Here is a 22,899-nt window from a genome sequence, read left to right on the forward strand (position 1 = left end):
CTAGCCTTAAAATCTCTTAAACTCCCACTTCCAGAGCGCCGAAAAGACTGTTGTACAGAGTGAGGAGCACAACATGTCTGATATCGATTTTAAATTTGAGAGTTTTGAAGAGTACTTTGGTGGCGCTGAGCAAGTGAAAAAGACCATGGACGAATGTAAAGTCTGCGGTTCAAAGCTTCTTCTATCTCATATGCCGGATTATAAAAATCTTCTGGTACAGGAAACCGCTCGTTGCATGGATTGTGGTTGCGGTAACCGTCGCGTAATTCACGTTCTGAACTAATCTTCGATTTCTACATCATCCTCATGCAAATGCGTCCACAGCGCTTTTGCCTGAGGACTTTTGATTCCGAAATAATTCATTAAATCATTCACAGTATAGGCCCGTAATTCGTCCTGAGACATGGATAACTGGGAAAGAATTTTTTTCTTAGTGTCTTCACCAAGTCCCTTCACTTCATCCAACCAAGTTGAAAGAACACGCTTTGATTCAGCTTTATGGTGAAGCTTACGAGAAAATCTATGGGCCTCATCTCGCATGCTCACAATGATTTTAAATAGCGGCGGACACTTACTTAGGATGTAAGGATTGGTTCTGCCAGGAATGATGAGTCTCTCCTCTGAACGAACGACTTCAGTTGCGCGAAGATCTCCTGTTGTAAGATCCTTGGATTTAGCAATTCCAACCACACACATTTCAATTTGAAGTTCACGCAATACGGCCGTAACAGTGTTTACCTGGGCCACACCACCATCGATGACTAAAACATCCGGCAGATCACCATTGTCCATACGACGAGTGATAACTTCTCTCATCATGGCAAAGTCATTGTTCCCCTCTGGACGAGTTTCTAAGTGATAGTAGCGATACTTTTTCTTATTGGGCTTTCCTTCTTCAAAAACAATCTGAGATGCTGTCGGTGATTGTCCCTGCCAAATTGCAACGTCATAACATTCAAGAACACGAGGACGTTCTTTCATATTCAAAAGTTCACGAAGCTTATGAAGACCCATGTACACACTGTCAGCATTGGCGATTCGCACTTTCTGTGACTCTTCAGCGTGCTTTCTACACATGGCGATCAATGGGAAATACTTTTTAGAAATACCAAGAACTTTCATTTCTCCAAAAGTTTGAAGGGCCGAAGAGACATCTTTGATTTCTTCTTCCTCGAAATCCATCACGACCATGTCCGGACTCATTTCTTCCGGATCTGAATAGTACTGAACAATTTTCTGAAGCACTTCATCTACAAGTTCTTCTATCAACTCACCCTTCACAAAGTGGAAGTTCTTCTGACCGAGTAGGAGACCCGAACGAATCATGTATAAAGAAATATCTACTTCTTCATCCCCGTTCCAATATGACCACACATCGATATTTTTTTCGGATTGGATGCTCTCCACTTTCTGATCATATGATTTATCCAGGAAGTCCTGAAGGAGCTGCACATGATCGCGGATTACTCCGGCCATCTCAAACTCTTCAGCATCTGCATATGCCATCATTTTCTCTTCAAGCTTTTGAATTGTCCGCTTGGCCTTGATCGGCCCTTGAAAAAATCCCATTGCCGTTTGAAGATCATTCTCGTACTCGGCCGCACTTCTATAACCGACACAAGGAGCACTACATTGTTTCATTTGATATAACAGACACGGAGTCTTGCGAGACTTGAATTCACTTAGACTGCAATCACGAAGTCCAAAAGACTTTGTCAGAACTCGCATGATCATCGAAATGTTTGAGCCTGGAGGATAAGGCCCAAAGAGTTCTTTCCCCTTCCCCTTTTTTGGACGACGGATGTATTCAAGCCTAGGAAATGGTTCATTCCAATTGACCTGTAGATAGGGATAACTTTTGTCGTCCCGCAGTCGGATATTGTATTTAGGTGAATGTTCTTTAATCAGATTATTTTCAAGAACAAATGACTCAGCGTCAGAACGGGTGATCATAAAATCGAAAGTATCGATATGACCCACCATGTACTCTGTCTTAAGTCCCTTAGCTGATTGATTAAAGTAAGATGTTACTCTCGAACGAAGACGCTTCGCCTTACCAACGTAAATCACCCGACCATTCTTGTCTTTCATTAAGTAACAACCTGCTTCTTGTGGCAGGCTTTGGGCTTTATCAAGTAATTCGTCGAGCTTCTTCATTGGTGACTTCGCTTTACGTTACGACCTACTAACGCTATAATATTTAGGTCGTCTTTCTCTCTCGAGTCTAAACTAAAAGGAAAAATATGTCTCAGTTAACGGTAGGCAAGGATGTGCTTTCTTATTGCACAAAATGTAAACTTAACCTTGGTCATACCATCGTTGCTATGAAGGATTCAAAGCATATTGCAAAAGTTAAGTGTAACACTTGCAATACTATTCAATCTTTTAAAGACCCATCTCAGTCTTCAAAGCAGAATAAAACTAGGACAAAGAAAACTTCTTCTGCTCCATCAAAGGTTGTTTCTGTTTCTGATCTTTGGATGGAAAAAATGTCTAATACTAAGAAGAAATCTACTCCATATGCAATGGATGGCAAGTTCACTGAAGGTGACATCATCGATCACGTGAAGTTCGGCCCTGGTATCGTTGAGAAAGTTGTGGATGATAAAATTGAAGTCATCTTCCGACACGAAATCAAAACTCTTGTTCATAACAAGCAATAAAAAAAGGGAGCTTAAGAGCTCCCTTTTTTTTATCTACACGTAAGTCTTCGGTATATTTTTTTACCAACCTCCGAACGACCCGCCAATTCCTAGTCCAGCATTTAGAGAGATACCAGCGTTCATTGGGTTGTACATAGCTGAGCCACCCATAGTGCTCATCTGATAACCAGTTCCTTGCATTTGTAGCATGCGATCGTAATTCGCAGCATTTTGGCTGTTAGCAAAATCAGCATAACCACCATTCATACCGCCGTACATTCCACCGGCCGCACCAGCAGCGTAGTATCCGCCTGCAACACCAGCGTTGTAGTAACCACCGCCTACGTTACCTGCAGCAATGTAACCACCATTCATACCACCGTACATTCCGCCGCCGTATAGACCACCACCATATAATCCGCCGCCTGCAATACCACCGGCAATCGAGATACCGTTTACAGCACCACCTGCGATACCGTTACCACCATATAGGCCACCGCCATAAAGACCGCCGCCGTATAATCCACCACCGTAAAGACCGCCACCATATAGGCCGCCGTTATACATACCACCGTTGATACCACCGGCAATTGAGATACCGTTTACAGCACCACCCGCGATACCAGAGTTGTATCCACCGTATAGACCGCCACCTGCGATACCGCCGTAGAGACCTCCACCATAAAGACCGCCACCATATAGTCCGCCACCCGCGATACCACCATACAATCCACTATTGATACCACCAGCAATCGAGATTCCGTTTACAGCACCACCCGCGATACCACCGTTGTATCCACCGTATAGACCTCCACCTGCGATACCGCCGTAAAGACCACCACCCGCGATACCACCAACAACTCCACCTACGATACCGCCACCGTATGGATTATATCCACCGTATGGTCCCATCATACCGCCAATGAATCCTGGAGTATAACCAGCTCCATACCAACCGTTCAGACCACCACCAAGACCAGCGTACTGACCAAGGTTATAACCGTTACAGTTCATATTCGCTTGTTGAGCAGGAGTTAATCCTGGAAGCTCGTTTGATTGTAGGTATTGCATGTAATCTTGTTGAGCAAGACGACACTGCTCGAAGCCCGCTTCCGCAGCACCGGCCCATGCCTTCTGCGATTTATAACCAAAGTAACCAGAAATACCTGCTACACCGATTGGAGCAAGAGCACCGATAACTTCTGCAACACCAGATAGAGTACTTTGTTTACGAGAACCAACACCGCAGTTCACGCAATCAGTTGTGCTATATCGACCCATGATTTCACCACTCGCACCAGCAGTACAAGCGTTCATGTTTCCGCCTGAAGAACACTCGAAGCGACTGTTAAGACGCATCCATTCTTCACACATTTCAAAATCTTTTTTCTTAGTAGGATTGATACAGTAAGCAGGACGGTTATCACCGCGACCGCCGCCAGCTCCTACACCACCAGCAATTGAACCACCGATATTGATACCGCCAGCTACGCCACCAGCAACACCACTTGCAGCACCACCACCAACGATGATTGTGCCTCCGCCTGAACCAGCACCACCAGCAGCATGAACAGTCATACCAGATGGACAAGCTGAACCAGTTACAGAAACAATTTTACCAGAAGCATCTTTACACACGATCACACCAGTTTTTACTGTCACACCTTTTCCAAGGCCAACACTAGAGTCACCGATGACTTTTCCGTCTTTATCTTTTGGAAGATATTCGCGCTTAACTTTATAAACACCAGGGTATTTAAGAAGACACTCTACGCAAGACTTTCTTTCAAAACCTTCTTTCTTTTGAGTCCAAAGAGTTTTCCAGTCACGCTTAGGCTTACATTCTGAGTAACATAGGTCACCCGGATTAAGTCTGCCCTCGCCTTCCAGCTCTTCACAATAAACGGCATCGTTCGCACCAGCACCTGAACCTGAAGCAGATCCTGAAGCAGATCCAGAAGCAGAGCCCGACGCTGAACCAGATGCAGAACCTGAAGCTGAGCCAGAGGCCGAACCAGATGCTGATCCTGAAGATGAACCAGATGAAGAGCCTGACGAAGAACCACTAGATGAACCAGAAGAAGAACCTGAAGAGTTACCAGCACCGTTAGTATTGAAGTTACCATCTACGATAGACTTCGCCACACACACTGACTTGGTTGCTTCAACGTTTGCCTCAGGGCCCGCGGCACCATCAGGAATTTGTAAACGACCATCGGCCGCATTTGTTTTTTTACATGTCACTTGTCGACAGTATTTATCCCCTTGCTCTTGCATCGTACCCATGGAGTAGGCACCACCCTTTGAGCGACAGAATTCAACCGCTTCATCGGTGAATGAATCCGCCATTGCACTCGAAAGAGGGATCATTAGTCCTAAAAAAAGAGGGATAAACTTATTCATAGATGTCCTACCCAATATTTGATTTCCCTACCCAGGGAAAATTACCTTTAATCATCATAACACTTGATCAGTTTGGGACTATGTTAGGCAAAAATGTCCAACTCTGGGCCCAGAACGTCGTTTTAGTTTCGGAAGAAAGTCAGCAAAACTTTAGCCTTTAAAGTGACTAGAAAGTTTCTGATCCTTGCTATAATCTCAGGACGTTATGGATATTTTCTCAAATCACATCTGGGAATGGCTGATTCTCCTCTCTTTAATAGGAGGGGCCTTCTATACCCTGAAAATTATTGGAGAAGAGAAGTCGACTTTTAAGGACGAGTCCTATGAAGTTCAGTTTTCGAACCTCTCTTTAATGATCCCGAACTGGTGGACCATCGTGGGCCAGACTTCGGAAGCACTTCGATTTGAGCGCACCGACACTCGTTACGATTGGTACGCCAATTTTACTTATCTTCCACAACATGATGGCAAAACCCTCCCCCAACTCCTGGAAGAGAAGCTCGATTTGGAGAAAATCGAATTTGATATGGATGTAGTTTTCGAGACCGATTCACGGGTACTTTTTCGAGATTCAGAAATTCAGGAATTTTTTCAGGAAATCATCCGAGTTGAGGGAAAGGCATCACAAAATGTCGTTGATCGTATCTACTACGATATCTATTTAATGCGCAGTCAGAATGATGCTGGCTATTTTATCTTTGAAAGTCGGAGTTCTGTCTTGAATGGACTGGTCGAAGGACCATACTTTGAAGAGAGTCTAGCAGAACTAAGTTTCATCCGTGAATCTTAGTTCTGATAAACCTTAGTTACGCTTTGGCGCAAATCCACGAATCTTATCAATTACGAAATCAATTAGTTCTTCATCTGATGAGAATACGTCTTCAATCAGATCATTAGTAAGAAGGAAGTTCTTCACGCGGATAGCGATGTTATGGAGAGATTCCATAAGATAAAGACCACCGATGTTCTCACCGTTGAATGATTTGATGATCTCTTTACGAGCATGGTTGAACATTTCTGTTTCAGTAATGTCACCAGGAATATCGTCACCAAACTTCTCTTCTACTTCTTCAATAGCTTGCTCTTTAATGTTCTCGTCAGTCGCAAAGCTTACACCGTATTCAGTTGCTAGAGCTTCAATCAGATCTGCGCGAGAGTCTGCTGCGAACTCAATCATTTCAGCCTGCTTTAGGTGATTGATTGTGTATGTCGAGAGCGCTTTAAGCGTTTCAAAATCTGTTTTCATAAAAACATCCTTAAATAGGTATTACCAATTCAGGATAACTAAAAAGTCCCTGCGGCACAAGTTAAAGCGTTGATTTATTTTACTTTTTTCGGAACTTTTTTGTGACTTTACTAAGGAGCGCGTTGACTGCTGCACGCTCACCCATCAAGAGGAGAAAAGTCGCATAAAGTGCTCCAATCGCTAGGATTTGGGCCCCTAAATAAAAGCACTTAGTGATGAATGGTTGAGAGAAAAATTCCACTTTTAGGAGGGTTTCCGTGATGATTGCACACCCTATAGTTGCCCCTACAACCTTCCAAATTCTGAGCGAAAAGAAGAAATTCCAGGAAAGATTCAGATCCTTTTTAAGGATCCAACTTTGGAAACATGAATTCACCAGTACCGATAATGTTGTTCCTAAGGCCAAAATTTTGAAACCAAAAATCGGAGTCAGCAGTAAACAAAAAGAGATGTTGAATGCGATGGAAAAAAGTGAGGCCATCACTGGGATCTTTTGACGATCTAGAGCGTAAAAAGTCGGAACTAAAAGTTTGTAGAGCCCATAAAATGGTAGACCCAATGCATACATGCGAAGGGCCTCAGCAGTCATCAGGGTACTTTCATGGGTGAACTTCCCTCTTTCGAAAATGAGATTAATCATTTCTTCTGATAAGCAATAAAGCATCACCAGCGCCGGCATCACAGTTAGAAAAGAAAGATAATAACTTTGCTGAAGTGAGGCCTTCGCTCCATCCACATCTTTCTTTTTCCATGCCTCAGAAAAATGAACCATGTTCGAGTTTCCAATCGAAACGGAAAGAATCCCAACCGGTAACTGGAACAAACGGAAACTATAACTGAGCCACGAAACCGCGCCCACAATCGGAGTCGCTAGAATCGTAGTAATAAGAATATTAATCTGAGCGGCCGCAAATCCAATAAGTCCAGGCCCGATCAATTTCACGATTTTCTTTGAACGGTCAGTCCAAAACTTTTTGGGCCACATTGGTTTGTAACCAAACTGCATAAGCTTTGGAACTTGAACGGCAGCTTGAGCAAAACCACCCAGCATTGCACCTATCCCTAGAGAGTAAATAGGATGATACCCATTCTTATACAAGAGCCCGCTTAATCCCACCTGACAAATAACACTTACAATGTTGAACCAAGTAGGTGCAAAGGCCGGCACAAAGAAAACTTTCAGAGAGTTCAACACTCCCATAAATAGAGCGGCCAAAGAAACGAAAGTCAGAAATGGTGCCATGATACGAGTGAGATTTACCGTAACAATAAATTTCTCAGGATCTTTTGTGAATGAAGGAGCAAAGATGCTCACGAGTTCAGGAGCGAAGATAAAAATCCCCAGACAAACTGTTCCTGTAATAAAGAACAACAACCAGAAGAGAGACCACATGAGCTCTCTACTCTTCTCGAATGATTCTTGATTGGCCTCAATGAAAGTAGGAACAAAAGCAGAAGAGAAAGCACCCTCCGCAAATAGATCTCGGAGAAGATTTGGAATTCTAAATGCGACCAAGAATGCATCGGTCATTCCACTTGCACCAAAGTAAGCGGCCATAACTTGTTCTCTTACGAGGCCAAAAATACGAGAGAAGAAAGTGGCAATTGCCATCTTGATGCTAGAACGAATGACAGACATAGAACTCCTATGAAAAGCATTCTCGCTCGAAGTGAAATTTTTGAATAGAGAAGAATTTAAACTTTTTCACTCGGGATTTGGTCCTTTTTCGCCCCTACACTCCATCGGGGCAAGTGATGAAATTTGCAGTAACACCCGAGCGGGTCCCTTTTTGACTCTACTCTCCTCTGACTTTCTCTCTCATACAGGCCAGTTGATGTTAGCGTAAACATCGTTACAATCGTAGGGGCATAAGAGATTCTTAAGGGGAGCAGGATGCTAGAAGGTCATCCAAATCTCCAGGAAGGAGACCGCGGGGTGACCTCCAACACACACATCAAGCAAGACAAGAAGTCGACAGCTTGAGCGAGAGCAAGGAGGTTCCGTATGTTTCTGGCCATCGCCGTGGAGAACAAGCAGCACCCGAAGAATCAGAATGATTACCGTGTCTGGTACCTCGAAGTAGATTCGAGTGGACAAGTGGTTGGGGTGGGAGTCAAGACGAAGCAGGATATGGTTGAAAACCTTTTCGCGAACTATAGGAAGACCGGTAAGTCCAACTGGCGCGCCTTCCAAAAAGGAGCGGAACGTTCAACACCTGTCGAGATCTTCGACTTCGTATCGATGAACATGCATGAGAACACTCATTTCGGTAACTTACCGAGTTTGAGCGAGTTCCAGGGCGTTCTCGATACATTACAAAGCAGACTAGAACTAAGATCGATCGCCTAAACAATATTCCTCCCAGGATTCGTTTGGGTGCCTTTCGAGAGGGGGAGATAGCAATATCTCCCCTTTTTTAATTTAGACGCGCACACCCATCCATCTAACAATTACTCATACCCATTCAAATTCACATTCGGCCGAAGTATAGTGCAGACTCTCCGACATTCATTTAACGTACGAAGGGTTTAATCCATGCAAACGCTCGCGATTATTGGTGCTCAATGGGGTGATGAAGGTAAAGGTAAACTAACTGACCTTCTCGCTGAAAAATGTGACTTAGTTGTTCGCTATCAAGGTGGACACAATGCTGGTCACACAATCTGGGTGAACGGTCAAAAAACTGTTCTTCACGTGATCCCTTCTGGTGTTCTTCACCCACACTGTTTGTCGGTCATCGGCCACGGTGTTGTGCTTGAGCCGGAAAACTTTTTAAATGAACTTTCTAAGATCAAAGGTGTAACAAATGTTACTCCGGATAATTTAAAACTCTCTTCTACTGCGACTGTTATCACGAGCTACCACAAGCTCTTAGATGCTGCTCGTGAATCACAAGGTCCTGAGAAAATCGGTACAACTGGAAAAGGCATTGGCCCGGCATACGAAGACAAAGTTTCTCGTCGCGGGATTAAAGTGAAAGACCTTCTCGACAAAGACACTCTTGTTCGTCGTCTTTCAACTGGCTACGCTGAAAAAGCGATCCTCTTTAAACATCTTTATCAAATTGAAATCCCTTCAATTGAATCAGAAGTTGAGCGCCTTTATCGTTACGGTCAGTCTCTTAAAGACTACGTTACTGATACTTTCAGCTTGATCGACGACAAACTTTCTCAAGGTAAGCGCGTTCTTTATGAAGGTGCTCAGGGAATTCTTCTCGATATCGATTACGGAACTTATCCATACGTAACTTCTTCATCAACTGCCGGAGCAGGTATCTACACAGGTGCCGGAATCCCTGGCCGCAAACTGGAAGAAGTAATTGGTGTTGCGAAGGCCTACACGACTCGCGTGGGTGAAGGTCCCTTCCCGACTGAACTTTTTGATGAGGTCGGTGCCGAGATTCAGGTAAACGGTAATGAAATTGGTGCTACAACTGGCCGTAAACGTCGTTGTGGTTGGTTAGATATCCCACTTCTTCGCTATTCGGTTAAATGCTCACAACTCACTTCTATCGCTCTGACGAAGCTAGATATTCTTAGCAATCTAAAAGAGCTTAAAGTTTGTTACGCTTACGAAGTGAACGGTAAAGTGGTTGATTGTGCCTACCCTGGTATCAACCTTTATAACGCTAAACCGCTTTATAAAGAGTTCAAACCTTTCACTGATGATTTCTCTGGTGGCAAGACATCAAAAGAACTTGAAGACTACATCAACTTCATTCAAGAAAGCCTTGGTATCCAGGTCGGAATCTATGCTTATGGACCGGATCGTAATCAGATCGTGTTCCGCAAGCAGTATAGTTAGTTAAGATCCTCTTAACCCGCCCCCACTGCAAATCTTACCCGCTTCGTACACTCAGAACCTTGAGTAATAATGGAAGCGGGTGGGATTTATGACTTTCTTTAAACTTTGCGCGCTTATTCTTTGTTACTTCGTTTCTCGTGCGGCCTTTTCGGCCAATTGCGAGACATGGACCGGTTTTTCTCAAAAAGAAAAAATTTGTTGGGAAGATTCCATCAAGGGATGGGTCTCAGAATCATGTCTTTCACAAAAATGTGAAGCGAAAGCATTTTTTAAAACTGAGCAGTCAAAGCCCCGCACTCCTTCAAGCGTTGGTGGTCAGAATCCAGATACAATGGTTTGCCACGCTTTGAAACTCCCTGTGATCATTCTTAAAGACGCAAAAAATAACGAACAATCATTCTGTGTATTTAAAGATAAATCAATCGTTTCTGCCGAAGCGATTGGTGGTTTTGTTAAATGAAGTTTCTTGCCTTATCTCTTGTCCTATTCTCGCAAGCAACATTCGCCACTGTTTGTACTCCAACAAATTTAGTGACTGAACCCAATTCTCCGTTTCAAAAAATTCCTGTCTATGATCAAGATGGATCAAATATTTGTTACGCCTATGTGACTTCTCAGCTTCTTGACTACAATCTGATGAAGAAAGGTGTTCAGGAAAGAACCGCGCACCCACTTTGGCTGGCCATGAATCATGGTAAGTATGCCATCAAAAACGTTCCGAATGAAAAAAACCGGACGATGATTGGAACCGGAAATGTGAGACGCACTATCGAGTCTCTGAAAACATATCCTGTATGTTCTTTTGATGCTGTTGATAAGTCTCTTGCCCAGATGGCAAAGGCCGCAAAGACCAAAGATTCTGAAGTCGTGCAGTTTATTGAGACCTATACCCAGAAATTGGGTGCAATTGAAGAAGGTCGCGCCCTTGCCGCTTTGGAAGGACGTGAAGCGAATCTGGACGATATTGATATCATCGCGATGATTAAAGAAACGAAATCAGATGCAGATATGAGATGGTGTTCATCCAATGCAACTTGGGACGCCCTTTTGCCACTGCTTCGTAACCTACACGCGGTCACAACTCCTGAGATGGTGGAAAAGCTCCTCTTTCAAGCATGTCAGAATAAACAATTTAATCTTCAAGCACCGAAAGCTAATTTAAAAATCTTTGGCGAGACTGACGGAATCGTTACCGGTCAGATTGCTCAGGTCATGGATACAATTAAGGCGCCTGTATCGGTGAGTTACTGTGCTAAGGCCCTGACCCAGCCAAACCTTCAGGGGATCACTTATAGAAATCCTGATGGTGGAAAACTTCAGTATGCAAATGGTTGTGAACACCACGAATCAATCATTGTGGGCAAGAAACAAGTTGGTAATAGCTGTCAGCTTCTTCTCCGTAATACATGGGGAAGTAATTTTGGTACATGGACCAAAGGTAAGAAGTGTCTTTGTAAAAATCGCCAAACAGGCGCTTATCTGGATGATTGCAACTCAACTGCACACAATAATGGCCAGTATACAGTTGAAGGCTGTTGGATTGATGAAGGCGTGATCAACAGAAACGCTTATCAGATGACTTATTTAGATCCTAAATAGTTCCGATTAGTTTTCCACCCACATAAGAATCAACGCGAACAGAACGAACTTCGTTCTTTAAATTCTCAGTTGATTTCACTCTTACGCGAAGATAGTTCGAGCTATACCCTTCCCAGAAGCCATCAGCTTCATTTTCAAACAGAACATTTGTCGTGTTACCAACAAAGTTTGCTGAGAATTCATCAAGTTTTGCGTCCCCTAACATCATCAAAGTTCTCACGCGGTCTTTTTTCACCGACGTTTGAATATGATTATCCATCTTTGAGGCAGTCGTGCCCTTACGTTTTGAATATGGAAACACGTGGAAGTGAGTAATTGGTAGTGTTCTTAGAAGATTAAAAGTTTCAAGGAACTGCTCTTCCGTCTCTCCAGGGTAACCAACAATGACGTCAGCACCGAAGGCAGCTTGCGGGAAGTAGCTACGAACCATTGAAATGATTTCTTTATATTGAGTCGAATTATACTTTCTTCTCATTGAAGTCAGGATCGCATCACTTCCACTCTGCATTGGGATATGGAAATGGTCCTGATATTTTCCAGTCGCTTTTAAAGTTTCAAGAAGTTCGCGAGTCATGGTGTTTGGCTCAACTGAACCAAGACGAAGTCTTTCTACCGTTGGGATATCGGCAATCAGTTTCACGAGGTCAGTCAGCTTCTCACCACTGATGGCTTCGTATTCGCCAATATTTACGCCCGTAAGAACGATTTCCTTGAAACCCTTGGCCGCCAGCTCCTTCGCCTCGCGAATCGCGTCCTCAACCGAAATTGTGCGTGAACGACCACGAGCGAATGGAATAATACAGAATGAACAAACGTAATTACATCCATCCTGAATTTTCAGGAAGGCACGAGTGTGTGAATCGGCGAGAGTTGTGGCAGCTCCCCAGAAATCAGAAGACTTATCAATATGAACTTCTTGATCAGCTTCTGAATCGAGATAATCGAACACTTTATACTTCTCAGAAGTTCCAAGAATAAGATCCACGCCTTGCATGTTCTTAATTTTGTCTGCTTCCATTTGAGCGTAACAACCAGCTACAACGATTTTTGCTTCTGGAGATGATGCTTGTGCCTTACGAATTAAATTACGACAGGTAGAATCCGCGCCATCAGTTACTGTACAAGTATTTAAAAAGACCACATCGGCCTGATTTCCGAATTCTACGACCTCATAACCCCTATCAACAAACCCCTGCGCAATAGAGCCAGATTCTGAAAAATTCAGACGGCATCCAAGAGTGTGAAATGAGACTTTTTTAGAAGTAAGATTCGTTGTTTCCATAGAGCGGGAATCTAACGAATGCCTTTGTATTTGTCTAATAAGTGGGTAAAAAATCTTGGTTTAGGGCAAAAAAAAATCTTAAATTTTTGCAATTTTGTGTTTGACAAATTTCGTCTAAAACAATAACTTGTAGACCTTCGATTGAAAGTGGTCTCGTAGCTCAGTTGGTTAGAGCACCTCCCTTTTAAGGAGGGGGTCCTGTGTTCGAGTCACAGCGAGATCACCATTTCATCGAAAAATTAAAGAGCACATTCCGGTTACGCTCCCATCGTCTAGCCCGGTCTAGGACATCGCCTTTTCACGGCGGTAACAGGGGTTCGAATCCCCTTGGGAGTACCAAGTTTATAAAAAGAAAGCCCTGCGTATGCGGGGCTTTTTTTTTGCCTTCACTTCCGCCAGCGAAAGTAAATCTGATAGTCTTACTTCATGAACATTGATTATGTCATCAATCCTACAGATCTCGATCCTCACGATGTCTTTGAACTCTTTCAAAGAGCCGGCATTTTAAAGCCTAATAAAACAATAGGTCGCATTTCACGCTCTATGAAAGGCAGCGCGGTCATTGTAACTGCCTGGCACAATAATCGCCTAATAGGTTATTCCAATGCAATTTCAGATTTTTCCTGGGTGGGACATATTTCTCAGCTGGCCGTGGATCCCGAATATCAGGGACAAGGCATTGGAAGAAATCTAGTTGAGAAAATAAAGCAAACACTTGGAGATGAAGTTTCACTCATGGTTCATTCTTCTGAGGTGGCAAAAGACTTTTATAGGGCCATTGGTTTTAAAGATTATCATGACATGTTTGTTTTACCCCGTTCGCGGTAATAAAGAGGACGATTTTATGAAGGTCAAACGTATCGTTGCCAACATTCAGACTAAAAAGACCAAAGATGCAAAACGCTTCTATGAAAAGGCCCTAGGTCTGGAAGTTTTGATGGATATGGATTGGATTTGCACCTATGGATCTAATTCTAAGTCGATGGTTCAAATAAGTTTTATGGAAGAAGGTGGATCAGGCACTCCCGTTCCAGATCTTTCTATAGAAGTTGATGATGTGGAAGAAGCATATAAGAGAATGAAAAAAGGGAAATTTAAAATCGAATACGACATCACTGATGAGCCTTGGGGTGTTCGTCGATTTTTCGTACGCGATCCTTTTGGAAAATTGGTGAATATACTTTCCCATAAGTAATTTCCGATTTTTTTTAAAAAACATGATGTAGGTCAGCTAGGGAATTCCGAAATCACCGAGAAGTTCTTCAGATTCGGAGCCTAACATATGACACCTATTCAACATTTCCTCAGTTTTACTAATGACCTTATTTGTATTTTAGACGAACAGGGAAAAATCCATGATGTGAACGCAAATTGGAAGAACCTTTTTAGCGTTGGCCCTAAACAAGGCATCTCTTTTTTGGATTTAATTCATGATGAGAGTAAAAATAAAATTTGGTCTTTCTTTAAGAACTCTAAAAACTCAGAACTCCATTTAACAGAATGTCGCTTCACCGATTTTAATGGGCAGAATTATTGGCTCAATCTGAAAATCCGCCGCATTCAGAACAAAAATCATTATTGGTGCACACTTAAAGATATCACTCAGAGAAGACATATCTTTTCTATCCTGGATCAAATTAGCGATAGCTATAATCTTGGGCACTGGGAGTATGACAGTGTTCGCAAAGAAATAAACTGGAGCCTTAAAATCTTCGAGATTTTTGGGCTCGATCCTCTCACCTATAAGCCATTGGTAAAGGACATGAATAACTTCTTCTCTCTAAACGATGTTAAGCAGTTCAGAGAAAAGATTCGCCAGCAAGATGAGTTTGATTTTACCTTTCAGTACACTGATAAAACGGGCAATCTCAAATGGATCAAATTAAGCGGTAGAAAAGATTCTTTATCTGACAAAAACTTCGTTTTGAAAGGCATCCTCCAGGACGTGACCAAAGAAACGATCAAAGAAATCGCCCAGCTTTCTAGTAATGTTGAACTTTCTAGTTTTGAAAAGGGCCTTGATCAATTCTCCATCGTGGCCAGAACTGATGCACGGGGAAGAATCATTCATGCGAATGAGGCCTTTTGCCGAATCTCAAAATACTCACATGAAGAACTACTAGGACAAGATCATCGACTTCTTAATAGTGGACACCATCCTAAATCTTTTTTCAAAGAGATGTGGGAATGTATTCAGAGTGGAAAAAACTGGCGAGGAGAGATAAAAAACCAGGCCAAGGACGGAAGTCATTATTGGGTCGACACGATCATCATTCCTATTCGTGATAATGAAGGTGTCTTGAAAGAGATACTTTCGTTTCGTTTTGAAATCACTAATTTCAAACGCATTCAGGAGGAGAATCAAATTCTTCAAAACCAGCTTGAGTTACTAAAGATGGAAAGTGAAATCGGTTGTTGGAGTTATGACTTTAAATCGCAACTAATGAAGTTAGATCATAAAACTGTTCATCTTATGAATGCGCCTTCTGAACAAGCTCCTTCTTTAACTACATTTTTAGAATCACTAGATGGTTTTGATGAATTAGACTTCGAATTTTTTTTGAAAGACTCATTACTGAATGAATATCAAACTCTCACTTCTGATTTTTTCTTCCGAGTGAAAGCGATTCGAAATAAAAAAGGTGAAGCCATAAGGGTAGATGGAATCCTCTCTAAGAAACGAGAAGAGGATTTCTACCCTCCTCTCTTTCACTCTTGTGCCTAGTAGTATTTACAGGGTGTTTACATAAATAATCAGTAATGGAGCGCTATAATCCTCTTAACAAGACCCTAACTTTAGTTTTTTCCCACTCTCGATTAATCTCCGGGCATTCAACCCAAAGGAGATTTTATGAAACTTCTAATCGCTGCAGTATTCGCTCTTACTTCAACAGTATCTTTTGCTTCTCTACGCCACACTGGCTACGAAGCTCGTCACATCGCTAAAATCGAAAAAGCGATTGAGAAGAACTGCGGAAAGATGCTTGGCCTAGATCTTATCTCTAAATTTGAAAAAGTTGTTCGTGTAGACCAAGGTATCCGTGACGTTTACTACGTGACTGTACTTCGTGGTGTTCAAAACAATATCGGCTATAACGTTAAAGTTAAATCTAGCTATGCTGATATGTATGATCACACAGAGCAAGACTGGGGTTACTACTCAGTTGAATCTGTTGATTGCTCTTCTGCTGAATAATTAAAAGATTTTAAGGGGCCATCTTTAGATGGCCCTGAGTCCTTTTAAGCACTTAGGTACATATAAATCCTTTGAAGAGTTCGACTTGTTTGTGGTATCAAACTTGTGTTCTTTATCACCAACAGAGGATTTTATGATTAGTTCAAAGAACCTTGTGCTCTCGCTCTCTCTCGTTCTCTCGGCTCCTTCATTTGCTCAAACCACTTTAAAAGAAAGTATTCAGTCATACAGTGAACATGTTCACTCTTCGTATGCGGAAACGCTTAGACGTGGAGTCTTGCTTCAGAAGGCCCTTTATGCTTTCACTGAAACTCCATCGCTCATGACTCAAACCGTGGCGAAAGAAACTTGGAAATACGCTCGGGAGGCCTATGGTCAAACCGAAGTTTTCCGTTTCTATAACGGACCAATCGATCGTGATGGAGGCCCAGAGGGACTTCTTAACTCTTGGCCATTAGATGAGGCCTATATTGATTATGTGAAAGGCGCACCAAACGCTGGGATCATCAATAACACGTCTGAATTTCCCGAGATCACAAAAGAGCTTCTTGAATCGCTAAACGAACTAGATGGAGAAAAGAACATCTCTACTGGTTATCACGCGATCGAGTTCCTTCTTTGGGGCCAGGACTTCTATACAGATGGTCCAGGTCAGCGTTCATATACAGATTATGTAGATGCTCCTAATGCCGCTCGTAGAGCTGTTTATCTTAATACCATCGCAGATATGCTGGTTGATCACCTGGCCTCTCTAGAAGAGGAGTGGCGTGTCGGTGAAGAAAACTTCCGTAAGGATTTTGAAAGTCAGAAAGATACTGTTGCTCTTAAAAATCTTCTTTCCGGTGTAATCTTCATGGCGGGAGATGAGCTTTCAGGTGAAAGAATGTATGTGGCCTACGATACTCAAGGTCAGGAAGATGAGCACTCGTGCTTCTCTGATATGACTCATATGGATATCCAGTGGAACTACTGGGGAATTGAAAATGTTATCAAAGCAACGAATCTTCTTAACCAGCCAGAAGTAAAAGGTTCAGCCATTGCTCTAAGAATTGAAGAGCGCATGACTTCGCTGCACTCACTTCTCGCCACAATCCCTGTTCCTTTTGACCAGGCCATCGCAAATGATGAAGGACGCGCGATTATTTTAAATTCTGTCGAAGAACTCGAGGCCCTTGCCAGAGATCTTGCGACTGTTTCTAAGATGCTTAAAGCACCAGTTGACTACTAATTTATGAAGTCACTACTTATACTTCTTCTAGCGTTAGCAACTTCTGCTTATGCGGAGGTCGCACCTGAATTAGATGCCTCGGAAGAATTTCCTGGAGGAACGGGTACAACTTCTGACTTATCAGTTCAGGCCTATAGTCATCCGATGAGTGGAACACAAAGTAGAGAACGTCGTGAGTTCACTCTTGGTAATAGTTTCTTTAACACCGTTTGGGTCGCCTCGCCCTCTTCAACAACAGTCAGAGATGGTTTGGGTCCGATCTATAACGCTGTTTCTTGTAGCTCTTGTCACTTCAAAGATGGTCGCGGACGTGGTCTTCCTGAGACGGAAGGCAAAGTCGATGTTTCACTTCTATTCCGTTTAAGAATCAAAACGTTGAATGAAGGCATCATTCCGCATCCCATTTATGGCGGCCAGTTTCAGCCCCAAGGGATTATGGGAGTGCCAGGCGAAGGCGAAGTAGTTGTTCGATATGAAACAATCAGAATTCAATATCCAGATGGATTCTTTGCTGAGCTTCTAAAACCGGTTTACGATTTTATTAAATTAAACTTCGGCCCGTTAGGCGAAAACACCGTTCGCTCTCCTCGTGTTGCTCCTCAAATGAGCGGTCTTGGACTTTTGGAAACCATCTCTGAACAAGACATCCTTAGAAAAGAGGATCCTTACGACATGGATGGAGATGGAATTTCTGGTCGAGCAAACTATGTCTATTCGGCAACTCATCAGTCACAAAAACTAGGTCGATTTGGATGGAAGGCCGGTAAAGCAACTCTGAATGATCAGAATGCTGCTGCTTTTAATGGTGATATTGGAATTACCAGTAGCTTGCATCCAGATGAAGACTGTACTGAAACTCAGACAGACTGCTTAAAGAATCACACTGAACTAGATATTGATGATGCTCGATTAAACAATGTTACTGTTTATACGCAACTTCTCTCAGTGCCCGTTCGTCGTGATTTCTCAAAACCAGAAGTTCAACGAGGACGCAGTACTTTTTATAAAATCAATTGTATTGGCTGTCATACTCCGAGCTACACCACTGGCACGAACTCAAATCTGGAGATTCTCAAAAATCAGAAGATTTATCCTTATACCGATCTTCTCCTTCATGACATGGGAGATGCTCTCGCGGATGATAAAGATGAAGTAACAAATGAAGATCTTGCCACCACTCGAGAATGGCGAACACCTCCGCTTTGGGGTCTGGGGCTAACTCAGACTGTGAATGGACATACTCGTTATCTTCACGATGGACGAGCGAGAAACCTTGAAGAGGCCATATTGTGGCATGGTGGAGAGGCCCAAAAATCGAAGGAAGCTTTTTTGGAACTAACGAACTCTGAAAGATCGGACTTAATAATGTTTTTAAATAGTTTATAAATACCTGGAGAACCCAACATGAAAACCCTGGCGATCTTAACTCTCTTCGCTTCAACAACTCTCATGGCCCAAACTTGGACCGAAACATTTAAACTTCCGGAAGGGATGACTCATAGAGCTCGTACTGCCGGATATGATTGCGGAATATTTACTTCCAAATATGTATCTGCGCCTGAAACATTCAAATCTCGCAGCATTGAATTCAAACAGCTCGCGGCGGATAAAGACCTTAATAAGTTCTTATTCGAAGCTGTTTATCCAGGAACTGAAGGACAGCAGTGCATTTATGGCATTTACTTAGACCGTAATCGCGCGACTAAGACCTTGGACTTCACTCATTCTTTGGTTGTGACAGCTGAAGGCATGGAAGAAGGCTGTAAAGAGACCCAAAGCTTTCTGGACACTGAACTAGCTTCAGTTGCCTATGAGCCATCGAAGCGTGGAATTCGCTACATTGCTGTTCAAATTATAAAAGACACTCCCAATGACGTTTGTGAAAATGGAAATGTAAGAGTGGTTTTTGACCGCAGATACACTGAATAAAAATTAGGCCCAGTTTACTGGGCCTATTTTTTAGTCTTATGCTCTAATTAAACCATGGACTATATCCAAACTTACTTTGAGTGCTTTAAGGCCACAGGTACAGACACGACCCTCGAAATCAACCGTATGAGAGGTTCTGAGCTGATTGAGGCCATTAAATTCGATCATGTGAATCATGATGGTGTATCTATTATGACTGAACTTGCGCGAAGATATCCTGCGGAAGGGTTTCAGGCGCCAACTCTCCTTGTAAAACCCAAACCATCAATGAGTAAGAGGTTAATTGAACTGGCAAAGTGGTATATCCGCCACTACCCTTTCATGCCGCCGACCTGGAAAGTTGCTTCGAAGGGACGCACTCAAAATGCAAATGGAAAAGTATTAATCGATAATTTCAAGGCAAGCGACCAAACTTTCTCAACTAACACCAAACTATTATTCGCTCTAGATCTCACCAGTCGAGAGTATATCAGCAATCCAAAACCAGATCGGGTCTGGATGACTCCAGTTGGTATGTATACAACGATATCGAGAGAGACGCCTCCCAAGAATCGGGTCTCATTCATTGATATTGAAATTGGAAATAATTCGACTCTATCAGATGTACAAAGCGCTTCTAGGGAACAATTGAAGAATCTCAGTTACTGGGGAACCATTTTGACTATGGCGCTTCCTCAGATCCTGGGGAAATTTCTTTTTAAGTATGTCGCCAAGTACACTCATTTGGTTTTCAGAAGAACAGGAACACTGACAAATTTAGGTGAATGGACAATTCCTGGAGTTGGAGCTGATGAATGGTGGACCTTTGGTCAGTTGAGTGTGGCGAAGATGGCACCAGTTGCTGGTACGGCCATCATGGTGAACGGTAAACTCGGACTCAGTGTTCACTTTCATCCGATTGTTGGCTTTTCAGATGCTGAAGCTCAAAACTTTGCAGAGAAGTGGAAAGCGAATTTTCTAAAGCTATAGAATTGGTAATCTCACAGTAAAAACCGCTCCCCCACCATCAGCAGTATCAACGGCGATTGTTCCCTTATGGGCATTCACAATTGTTTTGGAAACGAAGAGACCAATACCAAATCCTCCAAAGTGTTTCGTAGAAGAGGCCCTTTCAAATTTGTTGAAGATCCTTTCTTTTTCTTCAGCAGTCACACCTGGACCATGATCACGGATACTGAAGACAGCGTCTCCTCGATCTTTATAGACTGAAACCTCAATCGGTTTCTGTCCACCGTACTTAATTGCATTATTCAAAAGGTTGATAATGACTTGCTCGATTCGAAGTTGGTCCCATTGACCAGAAACATCTTCCATTCGTTTGAAGACTAATTCGTATTTTTTAGAGGTCAATTCAAACTCAAAGCGCGAAAGCACATTGCTCACCACTTCTTTGAGATTGATTTTTTCAGGATCCAACGAGAGTCTACCGGCATCGATATTTGAAATATCGATGAGGTCGTTCGTGAGGTTTTCAAAACGTCTGATCTCTTCCAAGCAAGGCTGAATGACCTTTTTCATACTTTCGTCAGTTGTCTTCTTCTGTACGAACTGCATACCAAGTTTCAAGGTCGTCAAAGGAGTCTTAAGTTCGTGTGAAACTAAGAGTAAAAAATCCTCCCGAATTTGGGCGACTCTTTTCATCTCTTCATAGACTTGTTTTTTCTCTGTGATATCGATGAAAGTCAGTACGCTAAAGCGCTCTTTAAATTTAGTTTCAACCTTTGAAATCTGCCTCAGCACCGTGATCTTTTGATCATTGGCCAGGTTCAGATCCACTTCTTCCCCGTCCTTAGTGAGTTCGGATAAATGGGAAAGATCCCCCTTCAAAATATCTTCGGCCTGATTGTTACAAAATACTACTTTTCCGGAGTCCGTATCAATGATCACCAGTCCCGCCGGCATCTGCTGAATGACCGCATCTAGTTTCTTAGAATTTTGCTCCGAAATCGTTTGAAGATTGAACTGAGCATTTTGTGAAATCCAGGCCCTTAAACCAATCAACATCGTAAAAATAACAACAATCAGAAGCATTAGGGTTTCAATGCCTTTGAATCCTGATTGATAGGTATAGGCCGCGATAATGACAAATAATAAGGTCAATCCGGGGAATAGTGCTCTTACGAGATTTGGTTTTAAAAGCGAAGGCGAGCTAGGTGTTTTAGTTTTACTCTGCTGTTCCTCCTCAGCAGCGGCCCAAAAGAAGAAGTAAAATCCCACAGACCATAAAACATCAAGCATATGGCCTGGCTCATAAAAGCGATTAAGAAGACCATAGGCATAAGCAATATTAACTCCTGCCAAACAAGCCAGACCAACCATAAGCAAAGTGTACGAGAGCTTATTGATTGGGCGAGACTCCCAAATTTGTAAGGTCGCAAAGAACAGGGATGTAATGTACAAACATGGATAGGCCAAAACCATGATCAGATAAAATTTAGAACCTTGATATTCCAGAATGGGACGGTAAAACAGAATAATGCAGACAAAAGAGATCACGCATAAGCTGATTCCGATATCGGCCAAAGTTGTAAGTTTATTTTCTTTATGGGAAACATTCCAACAGTAGTGAATCAATGCTGTGACGATACAAGGAACTAAGGCCAGGAAGAAATAAGTGGATATGTCCGGAAAAGGTACCACGACGTTTTCAACTAATTGTCTCCAGCTCCAGATGACCATTCCAATGGTCCATGAGGACGCTCCAATACCCAACCATTTCCATGATTGCTTTAAAGAATGAACTTCCATCTTCCCGGAAGTCTTAAAACATCTGATCGCGCAAATGAGGCTGGAACTGGACCAAAAGAAATCCGTCCATACGTTCATTAGATAACTGTTGTTTTCGATGAAATGAATCCCCAAAGCAAAAGTTGCTAAGGAGGCCACCATTGTTGTTAGCATCAATGAACGGGATTTTATCATTCCCTGATTTTCAATCTCCAATTTGTAAATGTCATCTTAATAAATAGAAAGGCCACCCTGAGGTGGCCTTATAAAGGATCATGTCACTTAAAAATTAGTATGCTACTTCTTCCTGAACAACTTCACATCTTGCTGGCGTAACGTTTGCATTTGTACAGAAAGCTACGCGCTGGTTCTGACACTTTTGACGGGCAAGGGCCTCGGCTTCAACTCTTGTAGAGGCCTTACCCACGAAAGTTCCATCAAAATTCGTTGTTACTGAACATACGTGAGTTGTTACGATACGAGTTCTAGGGGCCGAATTAGCTTGAAGCTCATAGACCTTATCCTGAAGGTCACGAACAGCTTGCTCCAGACGACGAACGCGCATAAGTGTATCGCGGTCATCACGATCATCACCTACTTCAATTCTAACGATTGAACGACCATCACGAAGAACTACTGTACCACCATCTTTACGATCGTCACGACGGTCATCACGACGAGATTGAGCGAAAGCAGAAAGTGAAGATAGAACAACTGAAAGAACTAGAACAAAAGAGATGATCTTTTTCATGAAACCCTCCAGAGGTTTACTTGTAATAGGGACTTTGGAGGATTCTAGACCAGACCTAGATTTATTTCATTGAGACTGGAAATGAATACAA

At 42.6% G+C, this 22,899-nt stretch carries 22 protein-coding genes and 2 tRNA genes; 17 read left to right on the plus strand and 7 right to left on the minus strand.

Annotation, left to right across the window (positions count from 1 at the left end):
• Positions 1 to 73: 73 nt before the first annotated feature.
• On the plus strand, positions 74 to 283 hold the full coding sequence (locus tag SOO65_RS18620) for a hypothetical protein (protein ID WP_321394013.1): 210 nt from the start codon (positions 74 to 76) through the stop codon (positions 281 to 283).
• On the opposite strand, the gene uvrC is transcribed toward SOO65_RS18620, so the two are convergent.
• Positions 280 to 2,157 (minus strand): excinuclease ABC subunit UvrC, encoded by a 1,878-nt coding sequence (gene uvrC / locus SOO65_RS18625; RefSeq protein WP_321394016.1) that lies wholly within the window; start codon positions 2,155 to 2,157, stop codon positions 280 to 282. The two genes, SOO65_RS18620 and uvrC, sit on opposite strands and share 4 nt — an antisense overlap.
• A gap of 86 nt (positions 2,158 to 2,243) precedes the next feature.
• Here uvrC and SOO65_RS18630 point away from each other — a divergent pair, with 86 nt between their 5' ends.
• Positions 2,244 to 2,663, plus strand: coding sequence for a hypothetical protein (locus SOO65_RS18630; RefSeq protein WP_321394018.1), 420 nt, complete (start codon positions 2,244 to 2,246; stop codon positions 2,661 to 2,663).
• A 60-nt stretch (positions 2,664 to 2,723) separates the two neighbouring features.
• Here the strand turns inward: SOO65_RS18630 and SOO65_RS18635 are convergent, their stop codons facing one another.
• Positions 2,724 to 5,045: a hypothetical protein gene (locus tag SOO65_RS18635; protein WP_321394021.1), complete on the minus strand. Its 2,322-nt coding sequence runs from the start codon at positions 5,043 to 5,045 to the stop codon at positions 2,724 to 2,726.
• Between the two features lie 205 nt (positions 5,046 to 5,250).
• On the opposite strand from SOO65_RS18635, the gene SOO65_RS18640 reads away from it, so the two are divergent.
• Entirely contained in the window at positions 5,251 to 5,835 is a 585-nt protein-coding gene (locus SOO65_RS18640; protein WP_321394024.1) for a hypothetical protein, read from the plus strand.
• Positions 5,836 to 5,847: 12 nt separating this feature from the next.
• Here the strand turns inward: SOO65_RS18640 and SOO65_RS18645 are convergent, their stop codons facing one another.
• Both SOO65_RS18645 and murJ read right to left on the minus strand, forming a co-directional pair.
• Positions 5,848 to 6,291, minus strand: coding sequence for a hypothetical protein (locus SOO65_RS18645; RefSeq protein WP_321394026.1), 444 nt, complete (start codon positions 6,289 to 6,291; stop codon positions 5,848 to 5,850).
• A gap of 79 nt (positions 6,292 to 6,370) precedes the next feature.
• Complete coding sequence (murJ, locus tag SOO65_RS18650; RefSeq protein WP_321394029.1) at positions 6,371 to 7,930, minus strand: murein biosynthesis integral membrane protein MurJ; 1,560 nt, start codon at positions 7,928 to 7,930, stop codon at positions 6,371 to 6,373.
• 366 nt (positions 7,931 to 8,296) lie between these two features.
• Between murJ and SOO65_RS18655 the strand changes: the two genes are divergently transcribed.
• From SOO65_RS18655 to SOO65_RS18670, 4 genes are all read left to right on the plus strand, one after another.
• A complete protein-coding gene (locus SOO65_RS18655) occupies positions 8,297 to 8,641 on the plus strand; it encodes a hypothetical protein (RefSeq protein ID WP_321394032.1) in 345 nt (114 codons plus the stop codon).
• A gap of 186 nt (positions 8,642 to 8,827) precedes the next feature.
• Positions 8,828 to 10,096, plus strand: a complete 1,269-nt coding sequence (locus tag SOO65_RS18660; RefSeq protein WP_321394035.1) for an adenylosuccinate synthase — start codon at positions 8,828 to 8,830, stop codon at positions 10,094 to 10,096.
• An 88-nt stretch (positions 10,097 to 10,184) separates the two neighbouring features.
• Positions 10,185 to 10,556 carry a hypothetical protein gene (locus SOO65_RS18665; RefSeq protein WP_321394037.1) on the plus strand — a complete coding sequence of 124 codons (372 nt, stop codon included), beginning with the start codon at positions 10,185 to 10,187 and terminating at the stop codon, positions 10,554 to 10,556.
• Positions 10,553 to 11,695 (plus strand): hypothetical protein, encoded by a 1,143-nt coding sequence (locus SOO65_RS18670; protein ID WP_321394040.1) that lies wholly within the window; start codon positions 10,553 to 10,555, stop codon positions 11,693 to 11,695. Before SOO65_RS18665 ends, SOO65_RS18670 begins: the two co-directional genes overlap by 4 nt.
• On the opposite strand, the gene mtaB is transcribed toward SOO65_RS18670, so the two are convergent.
• Entirely contained in the window at positions 11,688 to 12,977 is a 1,290-nt protein-coding gene (gene mtaB, locus SOO65_RS18675) for a tRNA (N(6)-L-threonylcarbamoyladenosine(37)-C(2))-methylthiotransferase MtaB (RefSeq protein WP_321394042.1), read from the minus strand. The genes SOO65_RS18670 and mtaB overlap by 8 nt on opposite strands.
• 149 nt (positions 12,978 to 13,126) lie before the next feature.
• On the opposite strand from mtaB, the gene SOO65_RS18680 reads away from it, so the two are divergent.
• The 10 genes from SOO65_RS18680 (at position 13,127) to SOO65_RS18725 (ending at position 20,299) form a co-directional block, all read left to right on the plus strand.
• Positions 13,127 to 13,203 (plus strand) — tRNA-Lys (locus SOO65_RS18680).
• A 35-nt stretch (positions 13,204 to 13,238) separates the two neighbouring features.
• Positions 13,239 to 13,316, plus strand: a tRNA-Glu gene (locus SOO65_RS18685).
• An 87-nt stretch (positions 13,317 to 13,403) separates the two neighbouring features.
• The gene (locus SOO65_RS18690; protein WP_321394045.1) at positions 13,404 to 13,805 is read left to right on the plus strand and encodes a GNAT family N-acetyltransferase; all 402 of its coding nucleotides are present in this window, start codon (positions 13,404 to 13,406) and stop codon (positions 13,803 to 13,805) included.
• Positions 13,806 to 13,821: 16 nt separating this feature from the next.
• Positions 13,822 to 14,172 (plus strand): VOC family protein, encoded by a 351-nt coding sequence (locus SOO65_RS18695; RefSeq protein ID WP_321394047.1) that lies wholly within the window; start codon positions 13,822 to 13,824, stop codon positions 14,170 to 14,172.
• Positions 14,173 to 14,259: 87 nt separating this feature from the next.
• Complete coding sequence (locus tag SOO65_RS18700; protein WP_321394050.1) at positions 14,260 to 15,702, plus strand: PAS domain-containing protein; 1,443 nt, start codon at positions 14,260 to 14,262, stop codon at positions 15,700 to 15,702.
• 126 nt (positions 15,703 to 15,828) lie between these two features.
• Positions 15,829 to 16,173 (plus strand): hypothetical protein, encoded by a 345-nt coding sequence (locus SOO65_RS18705; RefSeq protein ID WP_321394053.1) that lies wholly within the window; start codon positions 15,829 to 15,831, stop codon positions 16,171 to 16,173.
• 133 nt (positions 16,174 to 16,306) lie between these two features.
• Positions 16,307 to 17,401 (plus strand): imelysin family protein, encoded by a 1,095-nt coding sequence (locus SOO65_RS18710; RefSeq protein ID WP_321394060.1) that lies wholly within the window; start codon positions 16,307 to 16,309, stop codon positions 17,399 to 17,401.
• A 3-nt stretch (positions 17,402 to 17,404) separates the two neighbouring features.
• Entirely contained in the window at positions 17,405 to 18,787 is a 1,383-nt protein-coding gene (locus SOO65_RS18715) for a di-heme oxidoreductase family protein (protein ID WP_321394062.1), read from the plus strand.
• Positions 18,788 to 18,805: 18 nt separating this feature from the next.
• The gene (locus tag SOO65_RS18720; protein ID WP_321394064.1) at positions 18,806 to 19,330 is read left to right on the plus strand and encodes a hypothetical protein; all 525 of its coding nucleotides are present in this window, start codon (positions 18,806 to 18,808) and stop codon (positions 19,328 to 19,330) included.
• Positions 19,331 to 19,384: 54 nt separating this feature from the next.
• Positions 19,385 to 20,299, plus strand: coding sequence for a hypothetical protein (locus SOO65_RS18725; protein ID WP_321394067.1), 915 nt, complete (start codon positions 19,385 to 19,387; stop codon positions 20,297 to 20,299).
• On the opposite strand, the gene SOO65_RS18730 is transcribed toward SOO65_RS18725, so the two are convergent.
• Together SOO65_RS18730 and SOO65_RS18735 are read right to left on the minus strand one after the other, a co-directional pair.
• Positions 20,294 to 22,252 carry a sensor histidine kinase gene (locus SOO65_RS18730; protein WP_321394070.1) on the minus strand — a complete coding sequence of 653 codons (1,959 nt, stop codon included), beginning with the start codon at positions 22,250 to 22,252 and terminating at the stop codon, positions 20,294 to 20,296. The genes SOO65_RS18725 and SOO65_RS18730 overlap by 6 nt on opposite strands.
• A 94-nt stretch (positions 22,253 to 22,346) precedes the next feature.
• The gene (locus SOO65_RS18735) at positions 22,347 to 22,808 is read right to left on the minus strand and encodes a hypothetical protein (RefSeq protein ID WP_321394072.1); all 462 of its coding nucleotides are present in this window, start codon (positions 22,806 to 22,808) and stop codon (positions 22,347 to 22,349) included.
• Between the last annotated feature and the right edge of the window lie 91 nt (positions 22,809 to 22,899).

Source organism: Peredibacter starrii, assembly GCF_034259205.1.
Lineage (GTDB): Bacteria > Bdellovibrionota > Bacteriovoracia > Bacteriovoracales > Bacteriovoracaceae > Peredibacter > Peredibacter starrii.

Excerpts from the sequence above, each read along its gene's own strand:
- SOO65_RS18620 (WP_321394013.1), top strand. The coding sequence starts at position 74 with ATGTCTGATATCGATTTTAAATTTGAGAGTTTTGAAGAGTACTTTGGT.
- uvrC (WP_321394016.1), bottom strand. The coding sequence starts at position 2,157 with ATGAAGAAGCTCGACGAATTACTTGATAAAGCCCAAAGCCTGCCACAA.
- SOO65_RS18630 (WP_321394018.1), top strand. The coding sequence starts at position 2,244 with ATGTCTCAGTTAACGGTAGGCAAGGATGTGCTTTCTTATTGCACAAAA.
- SOO65_RS18635 (WP_321394021.1), bottom strand. The coding sequence starts at position 5,045 with ATGAATAAGTTTATCCCTCTTTTTTTAGGACTAATGATCCCTCTTTCG.
- SOO65_RS18640 (WP_321394024.1), top strand. The coding sequence starts at position 5,251 with ATGGATATTTTCTCAAATCACATCTGGGAATGGCTGATTCTCCTCTCT.
- SOO65_RS18645 (WP_321394026.1), bottom strand. The coding sequence starts at position 6,291 with ATGAAAACAGATTTTGAAACGCTTAAAGCGCTCTCGACATACACAATC.
- murJ (WP_321394029.1), bottom strand. The coding sequence starts at position 7,930 with ATGTCTGTCATTCGTTCTAGCATCAAGATGGCAATTGCCACTTTCTTC.
- SOO65_RS18655 (WP_321394032.1), top strand. The coding sequence starts at position 8,297 with ATGTTTCTGGCCATCGCCGTGGAGAACAAGCAGCACCCGAAGAATCAG.
- SOO65_RS18660 (WP_321394035.1), top strand. The coding sequence starts at position 8,828 with ATGCAAACGCTCGCGATTATTGGTGCTCAATGGGGTGATGAAGGTAAA.
- SOO65_RS18665 (WP_321394037.1), top strand. The coding sequence starts at position 10,185 with ATGACTTTCTTTAAACTTTGCGCGCTTATTCTTTGTTACTTCGTTTCT.
- SOO65_RS18670 (WP_321394040.1), top strand. The coding sequence starts at position 10,553 with ATGAAGTTTCTTGCCTTATCTCTTGTCCTATTCTCGCAAGCAACATTC.
- mtaB (WP_321394042.1), bottom strand. The coding sequence starts at position 12,977 with ATGGAAACAACGAATCTTACTTCTAAAAAAGTCTCATTTCACACTCTT.
- SOO65_RS18690 (WP_321394045.1), top strand. The coding sequence starts at position 13,404 with ATGAACATTGATTATGTCATCAATCCTACAGATCTCGATCCTCACGAT.
- SOO65_RS18695 (WP_321394047.1), top strand. The coding sequence starts at position 13,822 with ATGAAGGTCAAACGTATCGTTGCCAACATTCAGACTAAAAAGACCAAA.
- SOO65_RS18700 (WP_321394050.1), top strand. The coding sequence starts at position 14,260 with ATGACACCTATTCAACATTTCCTCAGTTTTACTAATGACCTTATTTGT.
- SOO65_RS18705 (WP_321394053.1), top strand. The coding sequence starts at position 15,829 with ATGAAACTTCTAATCGCTGCAGTATTCGCTCTTACTTCAACAGTATCT.
- SOO65_RS18710 (WP_321394060.1), top strand. The coding sequence starts at position 16,307 with ATGATTAGTTCAAAGAACCTTGTGCTCTCGCTCTCTCTCGTTCTCTCG.
- SOO65_RS18715 (WP_321394062.1), top strand. The coding sequence starts at position 17,405 with ATGAAGTCACTACTTATACTTCTTCTAGCGTTAGCAACTTCTGCTTAT.
- SOO65_RS18720 (WP_321394064.1), top strand. The coding sequence starts at position 18,806 with ATGAAAACCCTGGCGATCTTAACTCTCTTCGCTTCAACAACTCTCATG.
- SOO65_RS18725 (WP_321394067.1), top strand. The coding sequence starts at position 19,385 with ATGGACTATATCCAAACTTACTTTGAGTGCTTTAAGGCCACAGGTACA.
- SOO65_RS18730 (WP_321394070.1), bottom strand. The coding sequence starts at position 22,252 with ATGATAAAATCCCGTTCATTGATGCTAACAACAATGGTGGCCTCCTTA.
- SOO65_RS18735 (WP_321394072.1), bottom strand. The coding sequence starts at position 22,808 with ATGAAAAAGATCATCTCTTTTGTTCTAGTTCTTTCAGTTGTTCTATCT.